The organism is Mesorhizobium sp. P3_A8, from assembly GCF_056402995.1.
The window spans coordinates 130,971-151,914 of record NZ_JBFUGI010000009.1 but is presented as its reverse complement, the minus strand read 5'-3'; the positions used below and the strand labels follow the sequence as shown (position 1 = coordinate 151,914).

Annotated in this window: 21 protein-coding genes; 9 read left to right on the top strand and 12 right to left on the bottom strand. The window is 64.3% G+C overall.

What is annotated here, in order from left to right; all coding sequences use genetic code 11:
• Positions 1 to 33: 33 nt before the first annotated feature.
• Positions 34 to 537 (bottom strand): (2Fe-2S)-binding protein, encoded by a 504-nt coding sequence (locus AC1DX4_RS21760; protein ID WP_477222238.1) that lies wholly within the window; start codon positions 535 to 537, stop codon positions 34 to 36.
• 309 nt (positions 538 to 846) lie between these two features.
• On the opposite strand from AC1DX4_RS21760, the gene AC1DX4_RS21755 reads away from it, so the two are divergent.
• Entirely contained in the window at positions 847 to 1,983 is a 1,137-nt protein-coding gene (locus AC1DX4_RS21755; RefSeq protein ID WP_477222237.1) for an FIST N-terminal domain-containing protein, read from the top strand.
• Positions 1,984 to 2,002: 19 nt separating this feature from the next.
• Positions 2,003 to 3,343 (top strand): hybrid sensor histidine kinase/response regulator, encoded by a 1,341-nt coding sequence (locus AC1DX4_RS21750; RefSeq protein WP_477222236.1) that lies wholly within the window; start codon positions 2,003 to 2,005, stop codon positions 3,341 to 3,343.
• A 123-nt stretch (positions 3,344 to 3,466) separates the two neighbouring features.
• On the opposite strand, the gene AC1DX4_RS21745 is transcribed toward AC1DX4_RS21750, so the two are convergent.
• Positions 3,467 to 4,150 (bottom strand): response regulator, encoded by a 684-nt coding sequence (locus tag AC1DX4_RS21745; RefSeq protein ID WP_027043803.1) that lies wholly within the window; start codon positions 4,148 to 4,150, stop codon positions 3,467 to 3,469.
• Positions 4,151 to 4,380: 230 nt separating this feature from the next.
• Between AC1DX4_RS21745 and AC1DX4_RS21740 the strand changes: the two genes are divergently transcribed.
• Positions 4,381 to 5,076, top strand: a complete 696-nt coding sequence (locus AC1DX4_RS21740) for a fumarylacetoacetate hydrolase family protein (protein WP_477222235.1) — start codon at positions 4,381 to 4,383, stop codon at positions 5,074 to 5,076.
• A gap of 4 nt (positions 5,077 to 5,080) precedes the next feature.
• Positions 5,081 to 5,731: a maleylacetoacetate isomerase gene (maiA, locus tag AC1DX4_RS21735; protein WP_477222234.1), complete on the top strand. Its 651-nt coding sequence runs from the start codon at positions 5,081 to 5,083 to the stop codon at positions 5,729 to 5,731.
• Positions 5,732 to 5,735: 4 nt separating this feature from the next.
• On the opposite strand, the gene AC1DX4_RS21730 is transcribed toward maiA, so the two are convergent.
• Positions 5,736 to 6,980 (bottom strand): MFS transporter, encoded by a 1,245-nt coding sequence (locus AC1DX4_RS21730; protein ID WP_477222233.1) that lies wholly within the window; start codon positions 6,978 to 6,980, stop codon positions 5,736 to 5,738.
• A 99-nt stretch (positions 6,981 to 7,079) separates the two neighbouring features.
• Here AC1DX4_RS21730 and AC1DX4_RS21725 point away from each other — a divergent pair, with 99 nt between their 5' ends.
• Both AC1DX4_RS21725 and AC1DX4_RS21720 read left to right on the top strand, forming a co-directional pair.
• Positions 7,080 to 7,541, top strand: a complete 462-nt coding sequence (locus AC1DX4_RS21725) for a winged helix-turn-helix transcriptional regulator (protein WP_477222232.1) — start codon at positions 7,080 to 7,082, stop codon at positions 7,539 to 7,541.
• 115 nt (positions 7,542 to 7,656) lie between these two features.
• Complete coding sequence (locus AC1DX4_RS21720) at positions 7,657 to 8,697, top strand: zinc-dependent alcohol dehydrogenase family protein (protein ID WP_477222231.1); 1,041 nt, start codon at positions 7,657 to 7,659, stop codon at positions 8,695 to 8,697.
• Between the two features lie 21 nt (positions 8,698 to 8,718).
• Here the strand turns inward: AC1DX4_RS21720 and AC1DX4_RS21715 are convergent, their stop codons facing one another.
• Positions 8,719 to 9,582, bottom strand: coding sequence for a DMT family transporter (locus AC1DX4_RS21715; protein WP_477222230.1), 864 nt, complete (start codon positions 9,580 to 9,582; stop codon positions 8,719 to 8,721).
• Positions 9,583 to 9,756: 174 nt separating this feature from the next.
• Between AC1DX4_RS21715 and AC1DX4_RS21710 the strand changes: the two genes are divergently transcribed.
• Positions 9,757 to 11,106: an aminotransferase-like domain-containing protein gene (locus AC1DX4_RS21710; protein WP_477222229.1), complete on the top strand. Its 1,350-nt coding sequence runs from the start codon at positions 9,757 to 9,759 to the stop codon at positions 11,104 to 11,106.
• Positions 11,107 to 11,108: 2 nt separating this feature from the next.
• Here the strand turns inward: AC1DX4_RS21710 and AC1DX4_RS21705 are convergent, their stop codons facing one another.
• Positions 11,109 to 11,999 carry a LysR family transcriptional regulator gene (locus tag AC1DX4_RS21705; protein WP_477222228.1) on the bottom strand — a complete coding sequence of 297 codons (891 nt, stop codon included), beginning with the start codon at positions 11,997 to 11,999 and terminating at the stop codon, positions 11,109 to 11,111.
• A gap of 129 nt (positions 12,000 to 12,128) precedes the next feature.
• Between AC1DX4_RS21705 and AC1DX4_RS21700 the strand changes: the two genes are divergently transcribed.
• Positions 12,129 to 13,589, top strand: coding sequence for an MFS transporter (locus tag AC1DX4_RS21700; RefSeq protein ID WP_477222227.1), 1,461 nt, complete (start codon positions 12,129 to 12,131; stop codon positions 13,587 to 13,589).
• A gap of 39 nt (positions 13,590 to 13,628) precedes the next feature.
• Here AC1DX4_RS21700 and AC1DX4_RS21695 read toward each other — a convergent pair whose 3' ends face one another.
• From AC1DX4_RS21695 to AC1DX4_RS21685, 3 genes are all read right to left on the bottom strand, one after another.
• The gene (locus tag AC1DX4_RS21695; protein WP_477222226.1) at positions 13,629 to 14,126 is read right to left on the bottom strand and encodes a MaoC family dehydratase; all 498 of its coding nucleotides are present in this window, start codon (positions 14,124 to 14,126) and stop codon (positions 13,629 to 13,631) included.
• A 257-nt stretch (positions 14,127 to 14,383) separates the two neighbouring features.
• Complete coding sequence (locus tag AC1DX4_RS21690) at positions 14,384 to 14,812, bottom strand: phasin family protein (protein WP_477222225.1); 429 nt, start codon at positions 14,810 to 14,812, stop codon at positions 14,384 to 14,386.
• Positions 14,813 to 14,910: 98 nt separating this feature from the next.
• A complete protein-coding gene (locus AC1DX4_RS21685; protein ID WP_477222224.1) occupies positions 14,911 to 16,206 on the bottom strand; it encodes a DUF445 domain-containing protein in 1,296 nt (431 codons plus the stop codon).
• 309 nt (positions 16,207 to 16,515) lie between these two features.
• On the opposite strand from AC1DX4_RS21685, the gene rirA reads away from it, so the two are divergent.
• Complete coding sequence (gene rirA, locus AC1DX4_RS21680) at positions 16,516 to 16,977, top strand: iron-responsive transcriptional regulator RirA (RefSeq protein ID WP_477222223.1); 462 nt, start codon at positions 16,516 to 16,518, stop codon at positions 16,975 to 16,977.
• A 28-nt stretch (positions 16,978 to 17,005) separates the two neighbouring features.
• Here rirA and AC1DX4_RS21675 read toward each other — a convergent pair whose 3' ends face one another.
• From AC1DX4_RS21675 to AC1DX4_RS21660, 4 genes are read right to left on the bottom strand one after another with little or no spacing between them, the layout of a single operon-like run.
• Positions 17,006 to 17,797, bottom strand: a complete 792-nt coding sequence (locus AC1DX4_RS21675) for a heme ABC transporter ATP-binding protein (protein ID WP_477222222.1) — start codon at positions 17,795 to 17,797, stop codon at positions 17,006 to 17,008.
• A 35-nt stretch (positions 17,798 to 17,832) separates the two neighbouring features.
• Positions 17,833 to 18,936 (bottom strand): FecCD family ABC transporter permease, encoded by a 1,104-nt coding sequence (locus AC1DX4_RS21670; protein WP_477222221.1) that lies wholly within the window; start codon positions 18,934 to 18,936, stop codon positions 17,833 to 17,835.
• A 5-nt stretch (positions 18,937 to 18,941) separates the two neighbouring features.
• Positions 18,942 to 19,838 (bottom strand): heme/hemin ABC transporter substrate-binding protein, encoded by an 897-nt coding sequence (locus tag AC1DX4_RS21665; protein WP_477222220.1) that lies wholly within the window; start codon positions 19,836 to 19,838, stop codon positions 18,942 to 18,944.
• Positions 19,839 to 19,849: 11 nt separating this feature from the next.
• A complete protein-coding gene (locus AC1DX4_RS21660; protein WP_477222219.1) occupies positions 19,850 to 20,911 on the bottom strand; it encodes a hemin-degrading factor in 1,062 nt (353 codons plus the stop codon).
• Positions 20,912 to 20,944 lie beyond the last annotated feature (33 nt).

Below are 20,944 nucleotides of genomic sequence, written 5' to 3'. Positions count from 1 at the left end.
CTGCCCTACTGCCTTACTGACCTACTGCTTCGTTCACGCAGCTTGTTTCGCTTTGGCCTTGGCGGCCCCCTTCGACATCGTCTTCGATGCGGCGAGGATCGCCTTGACGATGTTGTGGTAGCCGGTGCAGCGACAGATGTTGCCTTCCAGCTCGGCCCGCACCGTCGCCTCGTCGAGGCCCTCGGGATGGCGGGCGATCATGTCGGTTGCCGTCATGATCATGCCTGGCGTGCAGAAGCCGCATTGCAGGCCGTGATGTTCCTTGAAGGCGGCCTGCACGGGATGCAGGTCGGCGCCGTTGGCAAGGCCTTCGATCGTTACGACGGTCGACCCTGAGGCCTGGATGGCGAGCATCGAGCAGGACTTGACCGCCCTGCCGTCGACATGAACGACGCAGGCCCCGCATTGCGAGGTGTCGCAGCCGACATGCGTGCCGGTCAGGCCGAGATTCTCGCGCAGGAAGTGAACCAGCAGCGTTCGATCCTCGGCGACCCCGCTGACCCTTCTCCCGTTCACCATCAACGAAATATCAGACATGAATCCTCCCTGGGTATCAACCTTGGTCATCACGCTGCCGACGCGCCGCTGGCACTTCGGCCATGCGTTATTCGTACACCGCACAACGCACAAAAAACAGCGCGACGGAAAAGGCGGATCATTGTACTTTCGGTCATGGCCACGGCCAAAGGCGCGTTCCCCTCGCCCCATTGCCAAAACGCCTATTGGAAGCAACAATACCCTTCGACGCCCGCGCGCCAGAAGCTTGAAAAACAGCGCATAAAACAGCGTCGGAGGAAATGCGGGAGAACGCCGCTGACCAGTTCAACGACGCGCTACGCCTGCGGCTTGTCGGCGCTGACCACGGACGAGCCCGACCCGGATGTTTTCGCACGCGCGGTGGCCGCCGAGGCTGCCGCTATCGACGCCGGCTTCGCGCTCCTGTTCTTTTCCCAGAGCCTCGTCGAGGCAGGCGCCCTGTCACAGGCACTCTCGGCGCATGCGCCGGCGCTCCACCATGCCGGCTGTTCCACCGCCGGCGAGATCACGCCGCAGGGCCTCGAGGAAGGCCATATGCTGGCGATGCTGCTTCCCTCGGCCTCGTTCACCGCGGTCAGCACCATGGTCGACAATCTGTCCTCGTCGGGCATGGACAGGATCACCGGCGAGGTCGAGGCCTTGCGGCGCACGCTACGCGGCCGGCTTGGCTGCGAGCAGACCAGCAACACCTTCGCGCTCTGCTTCATCGATGGACTGTCCTATGCCGAGGAAGCGGTCAGCTCGGCCATCCACTGGGGTCTTGACGACATACCGCTGCTCGGCGGCTCGGCCGGCGACGATTTGAAATTCGAGACGACGCGCCTGATCTCGAATGGCGCCGTCACCTCGGACAGCGCCATCATCGTGCTGATATCGACGGAAATTCCGTTCCACGTCTTCAAGACCGACAATTTCGTTCCGACCGACGAAAAGCTGGTGGTGACGGCGTCCGATGCCGATCACCGCATCGTGCGCGAGTTCAACGCCACCAATGCGGCGGAGGAATATGCCGCTTCCGTCGGCATCCTGCCGCAGACCCTGACGCCGCTGAGCTTCGCCTCGCATCCGGTGGTGGTGAAGGTGGGCGGCGAATATTACTGCCGCTCGATCCAGAGGATGCACGCGGATGGCTCGCTGTCGTTCTTCTGCGCCATCGACGACGGCGTCGTGCTGTCGATCGCCCAGCCCAAGGACATGGTGGAATCGACGCGCGCGGCGCTGCGCGAGGTCGAGGACAGACTGGGCGGTATCGACCTGATCCTCGGCTTCGACTGCGTGCTGCGCCGGCTCGATGCGCGCAACCGGCAGGTCTTCCGTGACATTTCGGAGCTCTACCGGGTCAACAATGTCATCGGCTTCGGCACCTATGGCGAACAGTACCGGTCGATGCATCTGAACCAGACCTTCACCGGCATTGCCTTTGGCGAACGGCAAGCGGCGGAATAGGGGGCCGCGGAATAACAAGATGCCGCTCAAGGACATAAACGACCTCGAAAAGCTGAAGAAGATCAACGCCGCCCTGGTCAGCCGCGTCGAGCGGTCTATGGACCAGCAAGGCAATGCCTTCTCGCTGTTCCAGACCGCGATCTCGCTCGAGAACCGCGTGCGCACGCGCACCGAGGAACTGCATTCGACGCTGCGCCGGCTGGAGCAGTCCAACATCGATCTCAGCGCCGCCAAGGAAAATGCCGAGCTGGCGAACCTGTCCAAGACCAGGTTCCTCGCCGCCGCCAGCCATGACGTGCTGCAGCCTCTGAACGCGGCCCACCTCTCCGTCTCGGCGCTCGCCGAGGTGCAGACCAGCGACGAAGGCAGGAAGCTGGTTCGCCAGGTCGAGCGCTCGCTCGAAACGATGGAGGACCTGCTGCGCACCCTGCTCGATATTTCAAAGCTCGACGCCGGCGTGGTGCAGCCCGATATCGGCGACGTCAGCCTCGAGGCGCTGTTCTCGTCGCTGCGCTCGGATTTCCAGCCGGTCGCGGAAATGAAACGGCTGTCGCTGAAATTCCGGCCGGTCAATGCCGTGGTCCGCTCCGACCGGACGCTGCTGCGCCGCATCCTGCAGAACATCCTCTCCAACGCGTTGGGCTATACCCGTTCCGGTGGCGTCCTTGTCGGCACCAGGCATCGCGGCGACACGATCCGCATCGATGTCGCCGACACGGGCTGCGGCATTCCCGAGGACCAGCGCGAGGCTGTGTTCGAGGAGTTCCATCGCGGCACCTCACCGGCCAGTTCGGAACGTGACGGCAACGGCCTCGGGCTCGGGCTTGCCATCGTGCGCCGCATGGCCGGCGCGCTCGGCCATCCCGTGACCTTCTCGTCGAAGGTCGGGCGCGGCACGATCTTCCACATCGATGTCCCCGTCGGCATCGGCGCCCCCGCCGACGCCATCGCCAGCGCCACCAGCCTGGAGCGGTCGCGCGGCTACGGCCTGTTCGGCACCAAGGTGCTGCTGGTCGAGAACGACATCGAGGTGCTGGAGGCCATGACCTTCCTGCTCGAGCGCTGGCAGTGCCTGGTGCGGTCCGCAACCTCGACCGACGACGCAATGGACCTGCTCGGCGACACCGACTGGGTGCCCGACATCGTCATTGCCGACCAGCATCTCGACGGCGGCGATCTCGGCACCGCCACCATATCGGAAGTCCGAGACTATCTCGGCCGCGCCGTACCGGCGCTGATCGTCACCGCCGACAGTTCCGAGGAAGTCGCCAAGGCAGCCCGCGCCGGCGGCATCGAACTGATGCGCAAGCCGCTGAAGCCAGCGCAGCTAAGGGCGCTGCTGGCGCATTTGTTGGCTTAGCTCCATACCCTCCCCTTGATGGGGAGGGTCGGCGCGCAGCGCCGGGGTGGGGTGCGGCGCCAAGCTCCCCCACCCCGCTCCGCTTCGCGGATCGACCCTCCCCACAAGGGGGAGGGTAAAAGCTCAAAACCCCGCCTGATCCCGAAACAGCTCGGCATTATCCAGCTTCGAAACCTCGATGACAGCCTGCGTGCGGCTATACACATTGAGTTTGCGCAATATCTCCGAGACATGCGCCTTCACCGTCGTCTCACCGACCTGCAGCTCGTATGCGATCTGCTTGTTGAGCAGGCCCTGGCGCAGCATCTGCAGCACGCGCAGCTGCTGTGGCGTCAGCTTGGACAGGCGCTGGACCATGTCGGCGCGGTCGATGCTGTCGGCGTCCGCCGGCTGTCCTTCATAGGTTTCCGGCACATAGATCGCACCATCCATCACCGAGCGGATGGCGGCGGCCAGATCGCTCTTGCGCGCCGATTTCGGGATGAAGCCGGCAGCACCATAGGACAAGGCCTCGGAAATGATCCGCGGTTCCTCGTAGCCCGACACGATCACCACCGGCAGCCGCGGATAGCGCGTCCTGAGCTGCAGCAGCCCGTCAAAGCCATGCACGTCGGGCATGTTGAGATCGAGCAGCGCCAAATCGAACGGCTTTATCCCTGCCAGGAGATCGAGCGCCTCGGCGATCGAGCGCGCCTCGACCGTGTCGACTTCCGGATAGGCCATCTGCACCGCGCTGTGCAGCGCCTCGCGAAACAGCGGATGGTCGTCGATGATCAGGAACCGGGCGCGATCATTGGATACTGTCATGTGGCTCGTTCCGGTTTACCCGCCACACCATAGTCCTGTGACCATGGCCGGATTATTGGCAAATAGTCTATCGCCAGTTGATAGGATGCACTGCTGCAAAAGTGATGGGAACCCTGAATTCCTTGTACAGCATGGGCAAAGCCCGTGCTTTATGAAAAGCGACGCCTTGTCCGGTCCCCGAAATCGGTCAAAGGTGCCATCGGCATCCCATATTCAACGCAGAGACCGTCATGACCGCCTTCGTCCTTCCCGTGCCGCCAACGCCTTCCGTCGCCATCAGCGGGTCGCCAGAGCGTTTTGCCGTGCGGCGTATTTTCTGCGTCGGCCGCAACTATGCGGCGCACGCGCGCGAACTCGGCAATGATGAGCGCGATCCACCCTTCTTCTTCACCAAGCCGGCCGATGCGGTGGTCGATTCCGGCACAGAGATCCCCTACCCGCCGCTGACGGCCAATCTGCACCATGAAATCGAACTGGTGGCCGCGATCGGCAAACCGGGCTTCCGCATTGCGCGAGACCGGGCGCTCGATCATGTCTGGGGTTATGGCGTCGGCATCGACCTCACCCGCCGCGATCTCCAGGATGAGGCCAAGAAGGCGGCGCGACCTTGGGACTGGTCGAAAGCCTTCGACCGCTCCGCCCCTTGCGGCCCGCTGGTTCCCGCGCAGGAATCCGGGCACCCAACGAAGGGGCGTATCTGGCTCGCCGTCAACGGCGCGGTGAAACAGGATGCCGACCTCACCGAGTTGATCTGGCCAATTGCCGATATCGTCTCGATCTGCAGCGAGGCGATGGAATTGCAACCCGGCGACCTGATCTTCACCGGCACGCCGGCCGGCGTCGGCGCGGTCAAGCCGGGCGAAACGATGACCGGCGGCGTCGACGGCATCGGGACGATCGAAGTGACCATCGGCCAACCGAAGTGAGCCCATGAGCGAACTCATCCTGCACAACTACTATCGCTCCTCCACTTCTTATCGGGCGCGGATAGCGCTTGAGATGAAGGGACTGAGCTATGACTATGTCCCGCATCATTTGCGCCACGGCGATCATCTGGAACCGGCCTATCTCGCGGTCAATCCGCAGGGGCTGGTGCCGGCATTGGTGCTCGACGACGGCACGCTTTTGACGCAGTCGCTGGCAATCATCGAATATCTCGACGAGATCCAGCCGGCGCCGCCGCTACTGCCCAGGGACGCACTTGGCCGGGCGCGCGTCAGAATGCTGGCGCAGATGATTGCCTGCGACATCCATCCGGTGAACAATCTGCGCGTGCTGACCTCGCTGCGCACCTTGTTCGGCGCCGGCGACGAGGACATCACCAACTGGTTCCGCCACTGGGTCAACGAAGGCTTTCAGCCGCTTGAAAAGATTCTGGCTTCCTCGTCTGAGACCGGAACATTCTGCCATGGCGAAGCGCCGGGGCTCGCCGACATCTGCCTGGCGGCGCAAATCACCAGCAATGCCCGCTTCGGCGTCGATCTGACGCCCTACCCGACGATCACCCGCATCAACGCCGCCTGCATGGCGCTGCCGGCTTTTCAGAAAGCAGCACCGCAGAATCAGATCGACGCGGAGTAGATCTTCATCGGGCCACGCGCAGCGTCAGCGCCCAGAACGCCAGCGCCAACAGGCCGATGCCGCCGCCCAACATACAGACGCCACTCCAGCCCATGGCGCCATAGACCATGGTCGAGGCGATCGAGCCGAGCGCGCTGCCGAGCGAATAGAAGATCATGTAGCCGCCGACCAGACGGCTGCGCGCATCCGGCCGGCGGGCGAAAATCAGGCTCTGGTTGGTGACATGGACGGCCTGGATCGCCAGATCCAGCATGACGATGCCGACGACAAGCAGCCACAGCGACTGGCCCATGAAGGCGATCGGCAACCAGGCGGCCGTCATCAACAACAGGCTGAGGCCGGTGACCAGTTGGCCGCGCCCGCGATCGACAAGGCCGCCCGTCCAGCGGGCACCGAGAGCGCCTGCGACACCGGCCAGGCCGAACAATCCGATCTCGGTGTGCGAAAGTGAAAACGGCGCGGCACTCAGCGGCAGCACCAGCGGCGCCCACAGCACATTGAAGGTGGCGAAGATCAGCATGGCGAGCACGGCGCGCACGCGCAACAGCGGCTCCTGCACGAACAACAGCACCACCGAGCCCAACAGGCGCGGATAGGATGTGCGTGGCCGCTCCGCCTCGTGACGTGGCAAGATGAGGAAGAGAACCACCGCCATGACGAGCGTCAGCGCCGCCGAGATCAGATAGACCCAGCGCCAGCCGGCAAAGTCGGCGACGACGCCGGCGACGAAGCGAGCGAGCAGGATGCCAAGGATGACGCCGCTGGTGACGGTGCCGACCGCCCGCCCGCGCTCGGACGGCACGGCGAGATCGGCGGCGTAAGCCACCAGCACTTGAACCACCACGGCAAGCAGCCCGACAACCGCGAGGCTTGCCAGCAGCATCGCGGCATTCGGCGCAATCCCGACCGCGATCAGCGCCACGGCCGAAAGGATAGCCTGACCGGCGATCAGCTTGCGGCGATCGAACAGGTCGCCAAGCGGCACGATGAAGAACAGGCCGAGCGCATAACCGATCTGGGTGACCGTCACCACGATGCCGACCGAGGCCGGCGCGATGGCAAAATCATGGGCCATGGCATCGAGCAGCGGATGGGCGAAATAGACATTGGCGACGCTCAGGCCGCAGGCGACGGCGAAGACCAGCGCGGTCATTGCCGACAGTCCCGGTGGTGACGCCGGCGTGACCTGCGGCAGTCCATCAGAGCGCTCCGCGCCTGTTGCGTCGCTGTTCACCACCCGCACATTCATGTCGCTCTCCGCAAAAGGTTTCAACTTGAAACCACTTGCTGGATAGACGGAAGGGTTTTATCTTGCAACCGAAACAACAATCCTGGACCAACGATTGCCATGGTGAAACGAACGAGCCACCACGAAGCGGATTGCCTCATCGCCCGGCCGCTCGACGCGATCGGCGACTGGTGGTCGCTGCTCATCGTGCGCGATGCTTTCGACGGATTGCGCCGCTTCGGCGAGTTCCAGAAGAGCCTCGGTGTCGCCAAGAACATCCTGTCCGCGCGGCTGCGCAATCTGGTCGCGCACGGCATCCTGGAAACGGTTCCCGCCCCCGACGGCAGCGCGCACCATGAGTATGTTCTGACGCAAAAGGGACGCGGCCTGTTCTACGTCCTGGTAGCCTTGCGGCAATGGGGCGAAACCTATTTCTCCGGACCGGGCGAGCCCTACACTTTCATGGTCGACATCGAGAGCGGCCGGCCGATCAGGCGCCTGGAAGTGCATGCCGAGGATGGACGGTTGCTCGTTCCCGGCGACACACGGCTCGCCGATTTCCGCAACCAGGAAAACAGCTGACCGCCCTTGCTGGTTCGGCGGACCGGTCTGCCTGGCGGAGTCGATTTCCGCTTGACCGGACAGGGAATCGGCTATCGTTTCTGATAGCGCATGCTGTTTTAGGGTGGAGTAACCAATGAAAGCCGTCGTCTTCGAGAAATTCGGCGAAGCGCCGACGATCCAGACCGTTCCCGATCCGAAGCCGGCGGCCGATGGAGTCGTCATCAAGGTCGAGGCGACCGGGCTCTGCCGCAGCGACTGGCATGGCTGGATGGGCCATGATGACGGCATCACCTTGCCGCATGTCCCGGGACACGAGCTGGCCGGCGTCGTCGTCGCCGCCGGCAAGCAGGTCAGCCGCTGGAAGGCCGGCGACCGGGTAACCGTGCCATTTGCCGTGGGCTGCGGCCGCTGCTTCGAATGCACCTCGGGCAACCATCAGGTCTGCGAACACCAGACGCAGCCCGGCTTCACCGGCTGGGGCTCGTTCGCCGAATATGTCGGCATCGAGCATGCCGACACCAATCTGGTGCGCCTGCCGGAAGAAATGGAATATGCCACCGCCGCCAGCCTCGGCTGCCGCTTCGTCACCTCCTTTCGCGCCATCGTCGACCAGGGGCGGGTCAAGCCCGGCGAATGGGTGGCGGTGCATGGCTGCGGCGGCGTCGGCCTGTCGGCGATCATGATCGCCAGCTCGATGGGCGCCAATGTCATCGCCATCGACCTCACCGACGAGAAGCTGGAATTTGCCAAAAAGATCGGCGCGGTGGCGACCATCAACGCGTCAACGACGCCGAATGTGGTCAAGGCCGTCAAGCAGATCACCAATGGCGGCGCGCATATGTCGATGGACGCGCTCGGCCACCCCACCACCTCGTTCAACTCGATCGCCAATCTGCGCCGGCGCGGCCGCCATGTGCAGGTCGGCCTGATGCTGGGCGAACACGCCCGCCCGCAAGTGCCGATGGACAAGATCATCGCCTTCGAACTCGAAATCCTCGGCAGCCACGGCATGCAGGCCTATCGCTACCAGGCGATGATGGACATGATCCGCAACGGCAAGCTCAAACCCGAGCTTCTGGTCGGCAAGAAGATCAGCCTCGACGAAGCGCCCGCGGCGCTAATGGCGATGGGCGGTTTTGAGGGTATCGGCATTGGGGTGGTGACGAAGTTCTAGGCGCGGGATTCGCTTACCGAACTACCGCGCAAACTTCTTCGCCCCGAACACGCACGCGACGACGCCGAGCGTAACCACCACCATCAGCGGGCTGACCTGCTCGTGCAGCAGCGTCGCCGCCAACGCGAGGCCGAAGAAGGGCTGCAGCAGTTGCAACTGTCCAACGGCGGCGATGCCGCCCTGGGCGAGGCCGCGATACCAGAAGACGAAGCCGATCAGCATGCTGAACAGCGAGACATAGGCGAGACCAATCCAGGCATGCGAGCCGACGGCGGCAAAGGACGGTGGCAGCGTCGCAACGGTCAGCACCAGCATGATCGGCAGTGACAGCGTCAGCGCCCAGCAGATCACTTGCCAGCCACCGAGCCTGCGCGACAGCGCGGCTCCCTCGGCATAGCCCAGGCCGCAGACGACGATGGCGGCCAGCATCAGGCCATCGCCAACCGGCGAGGCCGTCACGCCTTGCATCAGCGCGAAGCCCGCGACCAACGCGCTGCCGATGCAGGAAAACAGCCAGAACGCCGGTCGTGGACGCTCACCGCCGCGCAGCACGCCGAAGATCGCGGTTGCCAGCGGCAGCAGGCCGACAAAGATGATCGAGTGGGCGGAGGTGACGTGCTTGAGCGCCAGCGCGGTCAGCAAGGGAAAGCCGACCACCACGCCCAGCGCGACGATCACCAGCGACAAGAGATCGCCCCGCTCCGGGCGTTTCTGCCGGAACAAGAGCAGCATTGCCAGGCCAAGCAGTCCTGCAATCGCGGCGCGGGCCGATGTCACGAATGTCGGGTCGAAGTCCATCACAGCCACGCGCGTCGCCGGCAGCGAGCCGGAGAAGATCAACACGCCGATAAATCCGTTCAGCCAGCCGCTCGTGCTCTTGTCCATTCCAGGCTCCATGTCTTTCGCCCTCTATCGGGCAGATGCCATGGCGCAGCCAGCGACAATGGGGTACAATTCAGCGAAACTGTAATGGAAGACTGAGCAGTACAGATTGCGGACTTAGCCTTGGAAACCGACGGTGCACGAACCCTGGGCGCCCCCACCCTCGTCGAAAGCGTCATGGCGACCATCCGCCAGCGGATCGCCGCGCGCAGCCTGACACCGGGAGCCCGACTGCCCTCAATCCGCGCCTTCGCCCAATCCATGCAGGTGTCGAAATCCACCGTGGTCGAAGCCTATGAGCGGCTTGCCGCCGAAGGCACGATTCGCTCCCGGCCAGGGTCCGGTTTCTATACCGCCGGCTCGCTGGCGCCGCTGTCGCTGGCCGAGATCGGTCCCCGGCTCGACCGCGCCGTCGACCCGCTCTGGGTCTCGCGCCAGTCGCTGGATGCCGGCGACGAGACCCTGAAACCCGGCTGTGGTTGGCTGCCGGCCGCCCGGATGCCGCAGGCCGGGCTGCGCCGGGCGCTGCGCACGGTGGCGCGTGCCGACGATGTCGCGCTGGCCGATTACGGCACGCCGCTCGGCCTGCCGCCGCTGCGGCAGCTGCTGGCGCGGCGCATGGCCGGGCACGGCATCGAAGTCTCGCCCGAGCAGATCATGCTGACGGAATCGGGCACGCAGGCCATCGACCTCTTGTGCCGGTTTTTGATCGAACCCGGTGACACCGTGCTGGTCGACGATCCCTGCTATTTCAATTTCCACGCTCTGCTGCGCGCCCACCGGGCCAAGGTCGTCAGCGTGCCCTACACACCGTCGGGGCCCGATATCGAGCTGTTCGCGCAGGCGCTCGCCGAGCATCGGCCGCGCCTCTACATCACCAACTCCGCCATCCACAACCCGACCGGCGCCATCCTGTCTCCGGTCACCGCGCATCGTTTGCTGAAGCTCGCCGACCAGTCGGACCTGACCATCGTCGAGGACGACATCTTCGCCGATTTCGAACATGCCCCTGCCCCGAGGCTCGCGGCCTTCGATGGCCTCAGCCGCGTTGTGCAGATCGGCAGCTTCTCCAAGACGCTGTCAGCATCGATCCGCTGCGGTTTCATCGCCGCGCCGCGCGACTGGATTGAAGGCCTGACCGACCTCAAGATCGCCACCACCTTCGGCGGCGGACGGCTGGCGGCCGAACTGGTGCTGACGCTGCTGAAGGACGGCAGCTACCGCAAGCATATGGATTTGCTGCGCGCCAAGCTGGCGCGCGCCATGGCCGAGACCGGCACCCGGCTGAAGGCGCTCGGCATCACGCCGTGGATCGAGCAGCCGGCCGGCCTGTTCCTGTGGTGCAGCCTGCCCGATGGCGTCGACGCGGCCGAAGTCGCACGCCGGGCGCTTACCGATAATGTCGTGCTGGCGCCCGGCAATGCGTTCAGCCTGTCCCAGACGGCCAGCCGCTTCCTGCGCTTCAACGTCGCCCAATGCGAAGACAAGCGGATATTTAAGGTGCTTGAGGCGGCGATGGCGCGCTGATCTTAGCGCCCCGCACAGACCTCCCGCACACAGTCGCGCAACCAGCGTTGCGCGGGATCGGCATCGAGGCGCGGATGCCAGAGCATGGAGATGGTGACCTCCATCGTGGCGACCGGCAGCGGAAAACTATGCATGCCTGTGCGGGCACCAGCCGTGTGCCGCTCCGGCACGCTGGCGATCAGGTCCGAGGCGCGCGCCATGGCGAGCGCGGCCGAGAAACCCGAGACCATGCACGCAACCGTCCGCTGCAGGCCAAGCCCGCTCAAAGCCTGGTCGATCGGCCCCTTCTCGCGGCCACGCCGCGAAACACTGATATGCCGGCAAGCCGCATAGCGCTCGGGCGTCACCGTGCCCTTGCTCAGGGGATGACCGGCTCGAACGGCGCCAATGAAGCGATCGCGAAACAGCGCCTGGATGCGCACTTCGGGCCCGGTTTCACCGGCAACGCCGATTTCGAGGTCAATCGCCGCTTCGCGCAGCGACATCACATCCTTGTCGGATTTTGGCGCGAAACGCAGCCGCACTCCTGGCGCATCGGCCTCGATGCGGGCGACCAGACGAGGCCCGAATTCCTCGACGAAGCCCTCATTGGTGCGCAGCGTGAAGACCCTGTCCAGGCTAGCGGGATCAAGCAGCTCGGCAGGGCGCAGCAGCGCCTCCGCATCCTGGACGACAGGGCCGACCTGCCGCCGCAATTCCTCCGCGCGCGGCGTCGCCACCAGGCCGCGCCCAGCGCGGACCAGCAAAGGATCGCCCGTTGCCTCGCGCAGCCGCGCCAGTGTCCGGCTCATCGCCGAAGGGCTGAGACGCAGGCGGCGCGCGGCGCGGGCGACGCTGCCTTCCTCCAGCAAAACGTCGAGGGCGAAAAGCAGGTTGAGATCGGGCGATGTCATCAGCGGACCATAGCATGATGTGGCGTTTGATACACGAATATGATGCAAATGCTGCGCCTTCCGCCATATCGATCACAAGACTAGATCTCCGACAGTTCCGGTTCCGGAGCCAATAAAAAGGAGATCGCCATGGAAGTCGCCGCGCAAAATAGGCTGACATCAGCGCCGCAACAGAAGGAATCCGCCGGCTGGGCGCTGGCAAGCCTGTCGCTCGCCACACTGCTGTCGTCGCTCGGAACCAGCATTGCCAGCGTCGGCCTGCCCTCGCTGATGCAGGCGTTCGGGGCGTCGTTCCAGGCCGTGCAATGGGTGGTTCTCGCCTATCTCCTTGCCATCACGACGCTGATCGTCAGCGCCGGGCGGCTGGCCGACATGTTCGGGCGCCGCCCCTTGCTGCTTGGCGGCATCGCGCTGTTCACAGCGGCGTCGGTGCTCTGCGGCTTGGCGCCGACGCTGTGGCTGCTGATCGCGGCACGGGCCGTGCAAGGGCTCGGCGCGGCGCTGATGATGGCGCTGACGCTGGCCTTTGTCGCGGAGACGGTAAGCAAGGAGCGGACCGGCAGCGCCATGGGCCTGCTCGGCGCCATGTCGGCGATCGGCACGACGCTCGGCCCCTCGCTCGGCGGTCTGCTGATCGCCGGCCTTGGCTGGCGGGCGATCTTCCTCGTCAATGTGCCGCTGGGCCTCCTGACCTTTGCCCTCGCCTGGCGCGCCTTGCCCGCCCACGGCAAGAGCGCGCAGGCCGCTCAAGGCAAGTTCGACGCGACAGGCACTGTCCTGCTGGCCCTAACGCTCGCCGCTTATGCACTGGCCATGACGCTTGGTCGGGGTAATTTCGGTCCGCTCAACATCGGCCTGCTGGCCGCGACCGCTGCCGGCATCGGTCTATTCGTCATCGCGCAGAGGAGCGTGAAGAACCCCCTGGTCCAGCTTGCCAGCTTCAGGGATCCGCGGCTCAGCGCCAGCCTCGTCATGAGCCTGATCGTTGCGACCGTGATGATGGCGACCCTGGTGGTTGCCCCTTTCTATCTGTCGCGGGGGCTGGGGCTCGATGCCGCGATGGTCGGCGTGGTGCTTTCGACCGGGCCGCTCGTCTCGACCTTGTCGGCGCTGCTGGCCGGGCGGCTTGCCGATCGATTCGGAGCCAACAGGATGATGGTCGCCGGCCTGTTCAGCCTCGCCATAGGCACATTCCTTTTGTCACTTGCCCTGACCAGACTCGGCATTGCCAGCTATGTCATTCCCATCACCGTCACCTGCTTCGGCTATGCCCTGTTCCAGACCTCCAACAATGCGGCCGTCATGAGCGGTGTCGGCGCCGGCGAGCGCGGCGTCATATCAGGCCTGCTCAACCTGTCGCGCAATCTCGGCCTCATCACCGGCGCATCCCTGATGGGCGCCATCTTCGCGGTGGCATCGGCCGGTGCTCGGCAAGGGGTTGGCCAGGAGCTTCTGAGTTCCGGCGCGGCAGCGCGCGGGATGCAGGTCACCTTTCAGGTGGCGACAGCGCTGGCCGCGATTGCGCTAATCCTTGCGCTGCTTTCGGCAAATACGGCAGTCAGGCGTCAACGATCCGAGCAATCGCCATGAAAGTCCTGACGTCGAGGCCACAGCTCAAGGCAGTGCCGCTCAGGCCCCTGCCCGCTTGCGGCGCTCATAAAGCATGACCAGCGTTTCCGCTATCAGTGCCGGCTTTTCCTCACCTTCGATCTCGACCGTGTTGGCTGCCTTCATCAGATACTGGCCCGGCCCCCTGTCTTCCATGGAGAGCAGGACCGTGCGCAGCCTGATGCGCGCACCGACCCTAACCGGCGCCAGGAAACGCACCTTGTCGAAGCCATAGTTGAACGCGGCTTGGGTGTTTTCCGGCACGATGCCCATGCCGAGCGCCAGTGCACCGATGATCGACAGTGTCAGATAGCCATGCGCGATCGTCGTGCGGAACGGGCTTTGCCGCCGCGCCCGTTCGGGGTCGACATGGATCCATTGATGGTCGCCAGTGCATTCGGCGAACTGGTTGATGCGGTCCTGGTCGACCGTTGTCCATTCCGAGACACCGAGCTCCTGCCCGGACATCGTTCTCAACTGCTCGTAGGTCGGCGGCGTTTTAGGCCGTACTTCTGTCATTCCTGCTTTCCCGATAGCTTGCCGCGCCTCCGGACCACGAACGGACGGCCCCTGTCAATTCGCCCTGCGTGAATCCGTTCCGCCGAATTCCGGCTGAATCGTGCCATGCCTTACCCAGCAATGGCAGACCGAATTCGGATTCTTGGACGTTCCAAGACTGCCGGGAGCCTATCCGTGGCGCGAATGCAACTATGGGCAAGGTTGCAAAGTCGGGAGGCCGCGTGCCCTGCGAAGGCGAAACGGCAGGCTGCAAGAGCCTATTTCTGCCCATAGCCGGCGCGCACTTCCTCCATCGCCTCTTTGATGCGCGCGCGCAGGATTTCGATCGATTCGGTGCCGGATTTCCGGGCCAGTTCGGCCACCTCGCCGGCATTCTTCAGCGCAGCCTCGAAGGATTTGCGGGCGAACTCCGTCTGTTTGGCCATCAACTCCTGCGGATTGCCCGGCGCCCGGTAGCTCTGCGCCATGTCGGCAACCTCGCGCAGCGTGTCCTGCAGCAGTTCACGTTGCCTCGACAACAGCGAGGTTGCGCCGGCGGCGCCGGCCCGCGCCGATTTCTCCAAGGCTTCGAGGTTCTTTCGGTGGTGGGCAAGGATCGCCTCGACATCGACATTGGGCACCTTCAGGTCACGGCCAAACCTGCCGAACATGTCCATGAAGGAATCGGATTCCGGTTGTTTTGCCATGATGTCTTCTCCCCTTTGCCGCAAATGCGGGTGCCCTCGCCGGGGAGCATAGCACTCGCGTGCCGCGTGTCCATTTCGAAGCTGGCGATCGATGCGCATCAATGGACCGGGAGCAGCAGTTCGATCGTGTAGAGCACGATACCCGCCAGCCCGCCGATGATCATGCCGTTGAAGCGGATGTATTGCAGGTCCCTGCCGATGTTCATCTCGATCAGCCGCGTCAGCTGCGCCAGGTCCCAACGCTTGACCTGGTCGGCGATGAATTTCGACACGCCGCTCTTCTGGCTCTCGACGAAGGAGGCCAGCGCCACGACGAAGCCCTGGTTCATGTCGGCCCGGATCTGCGCATCACCGGCGAGATGACGGCCGACCTCGACGAACATGTTGGCGAGATGCGCGCGGATCACCGAATTCGGCGCCTTGGCGTCCTGCTCGATGAACAGGCTGAGGCTCTCCCACATGTCGCCGGCCAATCCCTTGACCTCCGGCCGAGCCAGAAAATCCCGCTTCATCTGCTCGGCGCGTTTGGCATATTGCTTCGATGTTCTGAGTTTTTCGATGAAGCCCTGCGCGAAACGGTCGAACTCGGCGCGCATCGGATGGTCGGGATCGGCCCGCACCTCATCGAGCAAGGAACCCGCCGAAGCGACGATCTTCTTCAGGAGGTAGGCGTCGGCCCGGAACAGGTTGAACAGCGACGGCAGCTCCTCGCGGATCTTTTCGCGCATTGTCGCCAGTGCCTGTTCGTCGTTCAGGAAGCGGCCGATCACCTTGGTGAACTCGTCGAACAGCTTCTGGTGGCGGCGGTCGTCGGTAAGCGCCGACAACAGTTCCGCCGCCAGCGGGGCCAGCGGCACTTTTTCGATCTGCTCGAGCATGCGGCTGGTGACGAAGCCGCGCAGGCCGGATTGCTCGACCGCGGCAAGCGTCTGCGGCACCAGCCGCACGACGAAACGCGACAGGCCGGCGGCACGCTCGGCATCGGCCAGCCAGTCGGCGACAAGTGCCGCAAAATCGACCTCGGCAAGTTTCTCGCGCACCGGCTCCGGCGCCAGGAAATTGGCCTCGATGAAGCGGCCGAGATTATCGGCGATGCGGTTCTGGTTTTCCGGAATGATGGCGGTGTGCGGGATCGGCAGCCCGAGCGGCCGCCTGAACAGCGCCACCACCGCGTACCAGTCGGCCAGCCCGCCAATGGTCGCCGCCTCGGCGAAGGCAGCGACGAAGCCCAGCCATGGGTAGGAGCCCTCGAACGACTTGGCCAGGGCAAACACCAGCACGAAAAACGCCAGCGCGGCCGTGGCGATGAATTTGGTGCGCCGCAGCGCGGAGAGCTTGGCGGCCCCGTCGGCATCGAAACGGACAGGCGCCAGGGACGGAGCCGATTGTGACATAGATGAACTGTTCCTCGTCGAACTCTGGTCGACCTCTGGTCGATCTCGGGGCTATCTCGGACCTATCTAGTGCCTCGACCGCCGAAATGCCCGTGACAGCCCGCTTTCCCGGCATTTTGCCGGGTTGCGCACATAAAGTTGACGAGAATATTCATCTATCACGCCCGGCTAGTCTGGAATTATTCCAAGGTATAGGCCATATTCGCCTCAGGCCAGTGTGGCGAATCCGAAATTCCGGGTCAGAGCCGCGCCAGCAAAGTTCTGGAATCCGGCGTGGTTGCACCGCGCCGGCCCCTAGTGAGGACAAAAATGCGGCTTACACGCCAGACCAATTATGCCATGCGCATCCTGATGTATTGTGCCGCCAACAATGACCGGCTGAGCCGCATTCCCGAAATCGCGGCCGCCTATTCGGTGTCGGAACTGTTCCTGTTCAAGATCCTGCAGCCACTGGTCGAGCATGGCTTGGTGGCGACGGTGCGCGGCCGCAATGGCGGCGTCCGGCTTGGCCGTGCCGCGGAGGCGATCAGCCTCTTCGACGTCGTGCGCGTGACGGAAGAGAGCTTCGCCATGGCCGAATGCTTCGAGAACGATGCGGCCGAATGCCCGCTGGTCGACAGCTGCGCGCTGAATTCAGCGCTGCGCGAGGCTCTCAATGCCTTCTTCGCCGTGCTTGCCCGCTACACAGTCGCCGACATGGTGGCGGCGAGGCCGAATGTCCGAAACCTGCTCGGCATCGACATGCTGGAGCGCCGCGCCCCGGCCGCCTGACCTGGACAGGCCGGCCCCACTCGGAACGTCAACCGACCGACGATTGCGGCAAGACGAAGGGAACGTTCCCTGTCGGCAGCACGCCGACCCTGAGCCGGCAGTCGAACACCTTTTCGATCAGATCGTCGCTCAGCACATCCAGCGGCGACCCGGTCGCGGCCAGCCGGCCGCGATGCATGACGAAGATGCGGTCGGCATACATCGCGGTCAGATTGAGGTCGTGCAGGATGGCGACCACGCCGCCGCCCCTTCGGGCAAAATCGCGGGCGATGTTCATGATGATCAGCTGGTGCTTGATGTCGAGGCTGGAAACCGGCTCGTCGAGGAACAGATAACGCGGCTTGCCGTCGAGCACCGGCGCCCAGACCTGGCACAGCACGCGTGCAAGCTGGACGCGCTGCTGCTCGCCGCCCGAAAGCTCCTGGTAGAAACGCCCGGCAAAACCATCGAGATCGACGCACGCCAGCGCCCGCTCCGGCAACCGCGCATCCTCGCCCGGTAAGGCACCCGAGCGTCCGCCGACAAGGCCAAGCTTGACCACCTCGCGAACCGTGAACGGGAAGGACAGCGTCGTCGCCTGCGGCAGCACCGCGCGATGCACCGCAATTTCGACCGGCTTCATTGTCGCAAGATCGCGTCCGTTGAGTGCGACGCGTCCGGTATAGGCGAGCTCGCCCGACAAGGCCTTGAGGAAAGTCGTCTTGCCGGAGCCGTTGGGGCCGACGATGGCCGCGATCTCGCCGGGCCGCGCATCGAAATCGACCCCGCCGACGATGCGCTTTCCAGCAATCGCCACGGAAACGTCCCTTGCCTCGATCATCCCAGCCTCACAAAAAGTCTCACAGATCCAGAGCTTTACAGATCAACGACACCGCGCTTGCGCAGCAGGATCCACAGGAAGAACGGCGCGCCTGATATCGCGGTGACGATGCCGATCGGCAATTCGGCCGGCGCCACGATGGTGCGGGCGACAGCATCCGCCAACAACAGCAGCGAGGCACCGAGCAGCGCCGAGGCCGGCAGCAGGTAGCGGTTGTCCGGACCGATCAGCAGGCGCAGCAGATGCGGCACGACAATGCCGACGAAGCCGATGCCGCCACTGACGGCGACGGATGCACCGACCGCCGCCGAGACACCGATGATGGCCGTGTATTTCAGCCGCTGCACCGGAATGCCGAGATGGCCGGCGGTCGCCTCGCCCAATGCCAGCGCGTTGAGGCCCCGCGCCAGGAACGGCAGCGCCGCCAGTGCCAGTATGATGATCGGCCCGACAGAACCGATCTTCTGCCAGGTCGCGCCGCCGAGCGATCCCAATTGCCAGAAGGTCAGGTCGCGCAGCTGGCGATCGTCGGCCATGAAGATGAGGATGCCGGTCAAGGCCATGGCGAGCGCCGCCAGCGCGATGCCGGCGAGCAGCATGGTGGCGACCGAGGTTTGCCCCCGTCGCGTGGCGACCTGATAGAGCACCAGTGTCGTGGCAAGGCCGCCGAAGAAGGCGGCCAGTGGCAGCGCGAGCGTGCCGAACAAGGCTGTCACCGGCGCCAGCACCGTGGTGCCAAGCACGATGACGGCGACCGCGCCGAGGCTGGAGCCGGCGGAAACGCCGATCAGGCCGGGATCGGCCAGCGGATTGCGGAACAGCCCCTGCATGACGGCGCCGGACACTGCGAGGGCCGCGCCGACCAGCATGCCGAGGATGATGCGCGGCAAGCGGATGTCGTAGACGATCAGGCTGTCACGCGCGTTCAGCGCCGCATCACCCGGGACGGCTCCAAGCAGCCAGTCCCTGAGAACGTTGACGGCCGAAGCATCCGATGCCCCAGACGTGAGCGACAAAAGCGCGGCAGCCGTGAGCCCCAGGCACAGCAGCAGGATGACGATGCGGGCGCGACCCGAGCGGTCGCCTTCAGATGCACTCGCCATCGCCTTCACCGGGCCGGCGATCGATTGGTCGACCATGATGCTCAGTCCGTGACTTCAGCGCCATAAAGCGAGACAGCGAGGTCGTGGATGGCTTCAGCCGTGCGCGGCCCGAAGCCGAGCAGATAGCCGCCATCGATGCGGATCAGCTTGCGTGCGGTTCCGGCCGGCGTCGAGGCAACAGACGGATTGCCGAACAATTCGTCCTCCGACACCGGCGGACCGGCGTTGCTCATCATCAGGATCACATCCGGCCTGGCGGTGATGATCGCCTCGTCGGACATCTGCTTGTAGCCGGAGAAGCCTTCGACGGCATTGACCCCGCCCGCCAGCTTGACCATGCCGTCGGCTGCGGTATCGCCGCCGGCCGCCAGGATCTTGCCGCCCTGTATCGAGAGCACGAACAGGATGCGCTTGCGCTCCTTGATCGAGGCGGTCTGCTTTTCGGCCGATGTCAGCTTGGCATCGAGCTCTTTGGCCAGGATCTCGGCCTTGGCGTCGACGCCGAGCGCTTTGCCGACGATGCGGACCTTATCGAGGATGCCTTCGTGGCTATAATGCTCGGGCACTTCGATGAACGGAACGCTGCTCTTCTTCAGCACGTCGACGGCTTCCTTGGGACCGCTGCCGTGCAGCGCCAGGATGCCGGTCGGATTGACCGACAGCACACCTTCCGGCGACAGCGCGCGCATGTAGCCGACATCGGGCAGATCGAACGCCGCCTTCGGATAGCGGCTGCTGGAATCGCGCGCCACCAGATGTTTCTCTTCGCCAAGCGCATAGACGATCTCGGTGATCGAACCGCCTATGGCGACGATCTTCGAGCTGTCCGTGAAAATCGAGACGCCTTCGGTGGCGGCAGCCGGCTGCGGCATGGCAAAAACGAGGGAGAGGCCGACCATTGCGCCACGCACGGTCGGCGATTTCGAAAGAAAAGACATCGTTTTGTTCCTCAGGCTGCCGTCGGGTTCGGGATGCGCGGCAGGTTCTCGGCCAGGAAGCGCCAATCGTCGCGCTCGCTTTCGCCTTCATGGCGCTTGCCGAAGAACTGGATGATCATCTCGCCATTGGCGGCATAGACCTCCAGCGAGGTGACATGGCCGTCCTTGGTCGGCTTGCGCACCGCCCAGACTTCATGGATGTGGTCGGTGCGCAGGTGCAGGTGGAAGGTCTCATCCAGCACATTGATCCACGGCCCCATCGGCTTGATCGACTTGACCGGTCCGGAATGGATCTGGATGCAGCCGCGGTTGCCGACGAAGCACATGATCGGCATCTCGCCTTCGGAGGCATGGTGGAACATGGCCCTCACAGCATCATTGTCGAGCAGCCAGGCATAGTCCGTTCCGACCATGCGCACCGCCTGGCGGCGACTGAGCTTGAGCGTTTTCAGCATGCCGAAGAACTGGTGCACGTCAGTCAGCCGGCTCCAGCGGTCGCGCAGATCGTCAAGGTTGGCGGTCGTCGCCGTGGCTTCGCCCTCATCGTCGAAGGCTTGCCCTGTAATGGCGACCGTCGGTTCCTGGTTGGACGATTCCAGCGCGGCGACCAGCTTCTGGTAGGCATAGAGGCTGGAGGCCGGCCGCAGATGCACCTTGTGCACCGCCTCGCCTGCCGCATCGAAGAACTGCAGGCTGCGGCGGATGTCGTCGCCCTCGCGCTTCTCCACGGCAAAGCCATGCGCCCAGACCTTTGGGAAGATGCGCAGGTCGATGTTCTCGCCAAGCACCATGGCATTGTGGTTACCGGTGACGACCTTGTCGTAAACGCCGATCTTTTCGTGCACCGCGCTTTCGTTACGGGTCAGCGCCATCACCTCACCGACGGCCTCGAGACCGGTCAAGAGGTCGTTGACGCGCGGCTCGACGCGGATGACGCCGTCGCCGCAATGCGCGGCGACCAACTCGGCTTCCGAAATGCCGAGTTGGGCGGCCAGGTCACGCTCGCGCGTTTTCGGATTTTCCGTCCGTGCCCGCCGGACTTCATGCGGGGCGGGTTTTACGCGCTGGTCCATGTCTCGTCCCTACTGCCATACCTTACTTGCTGA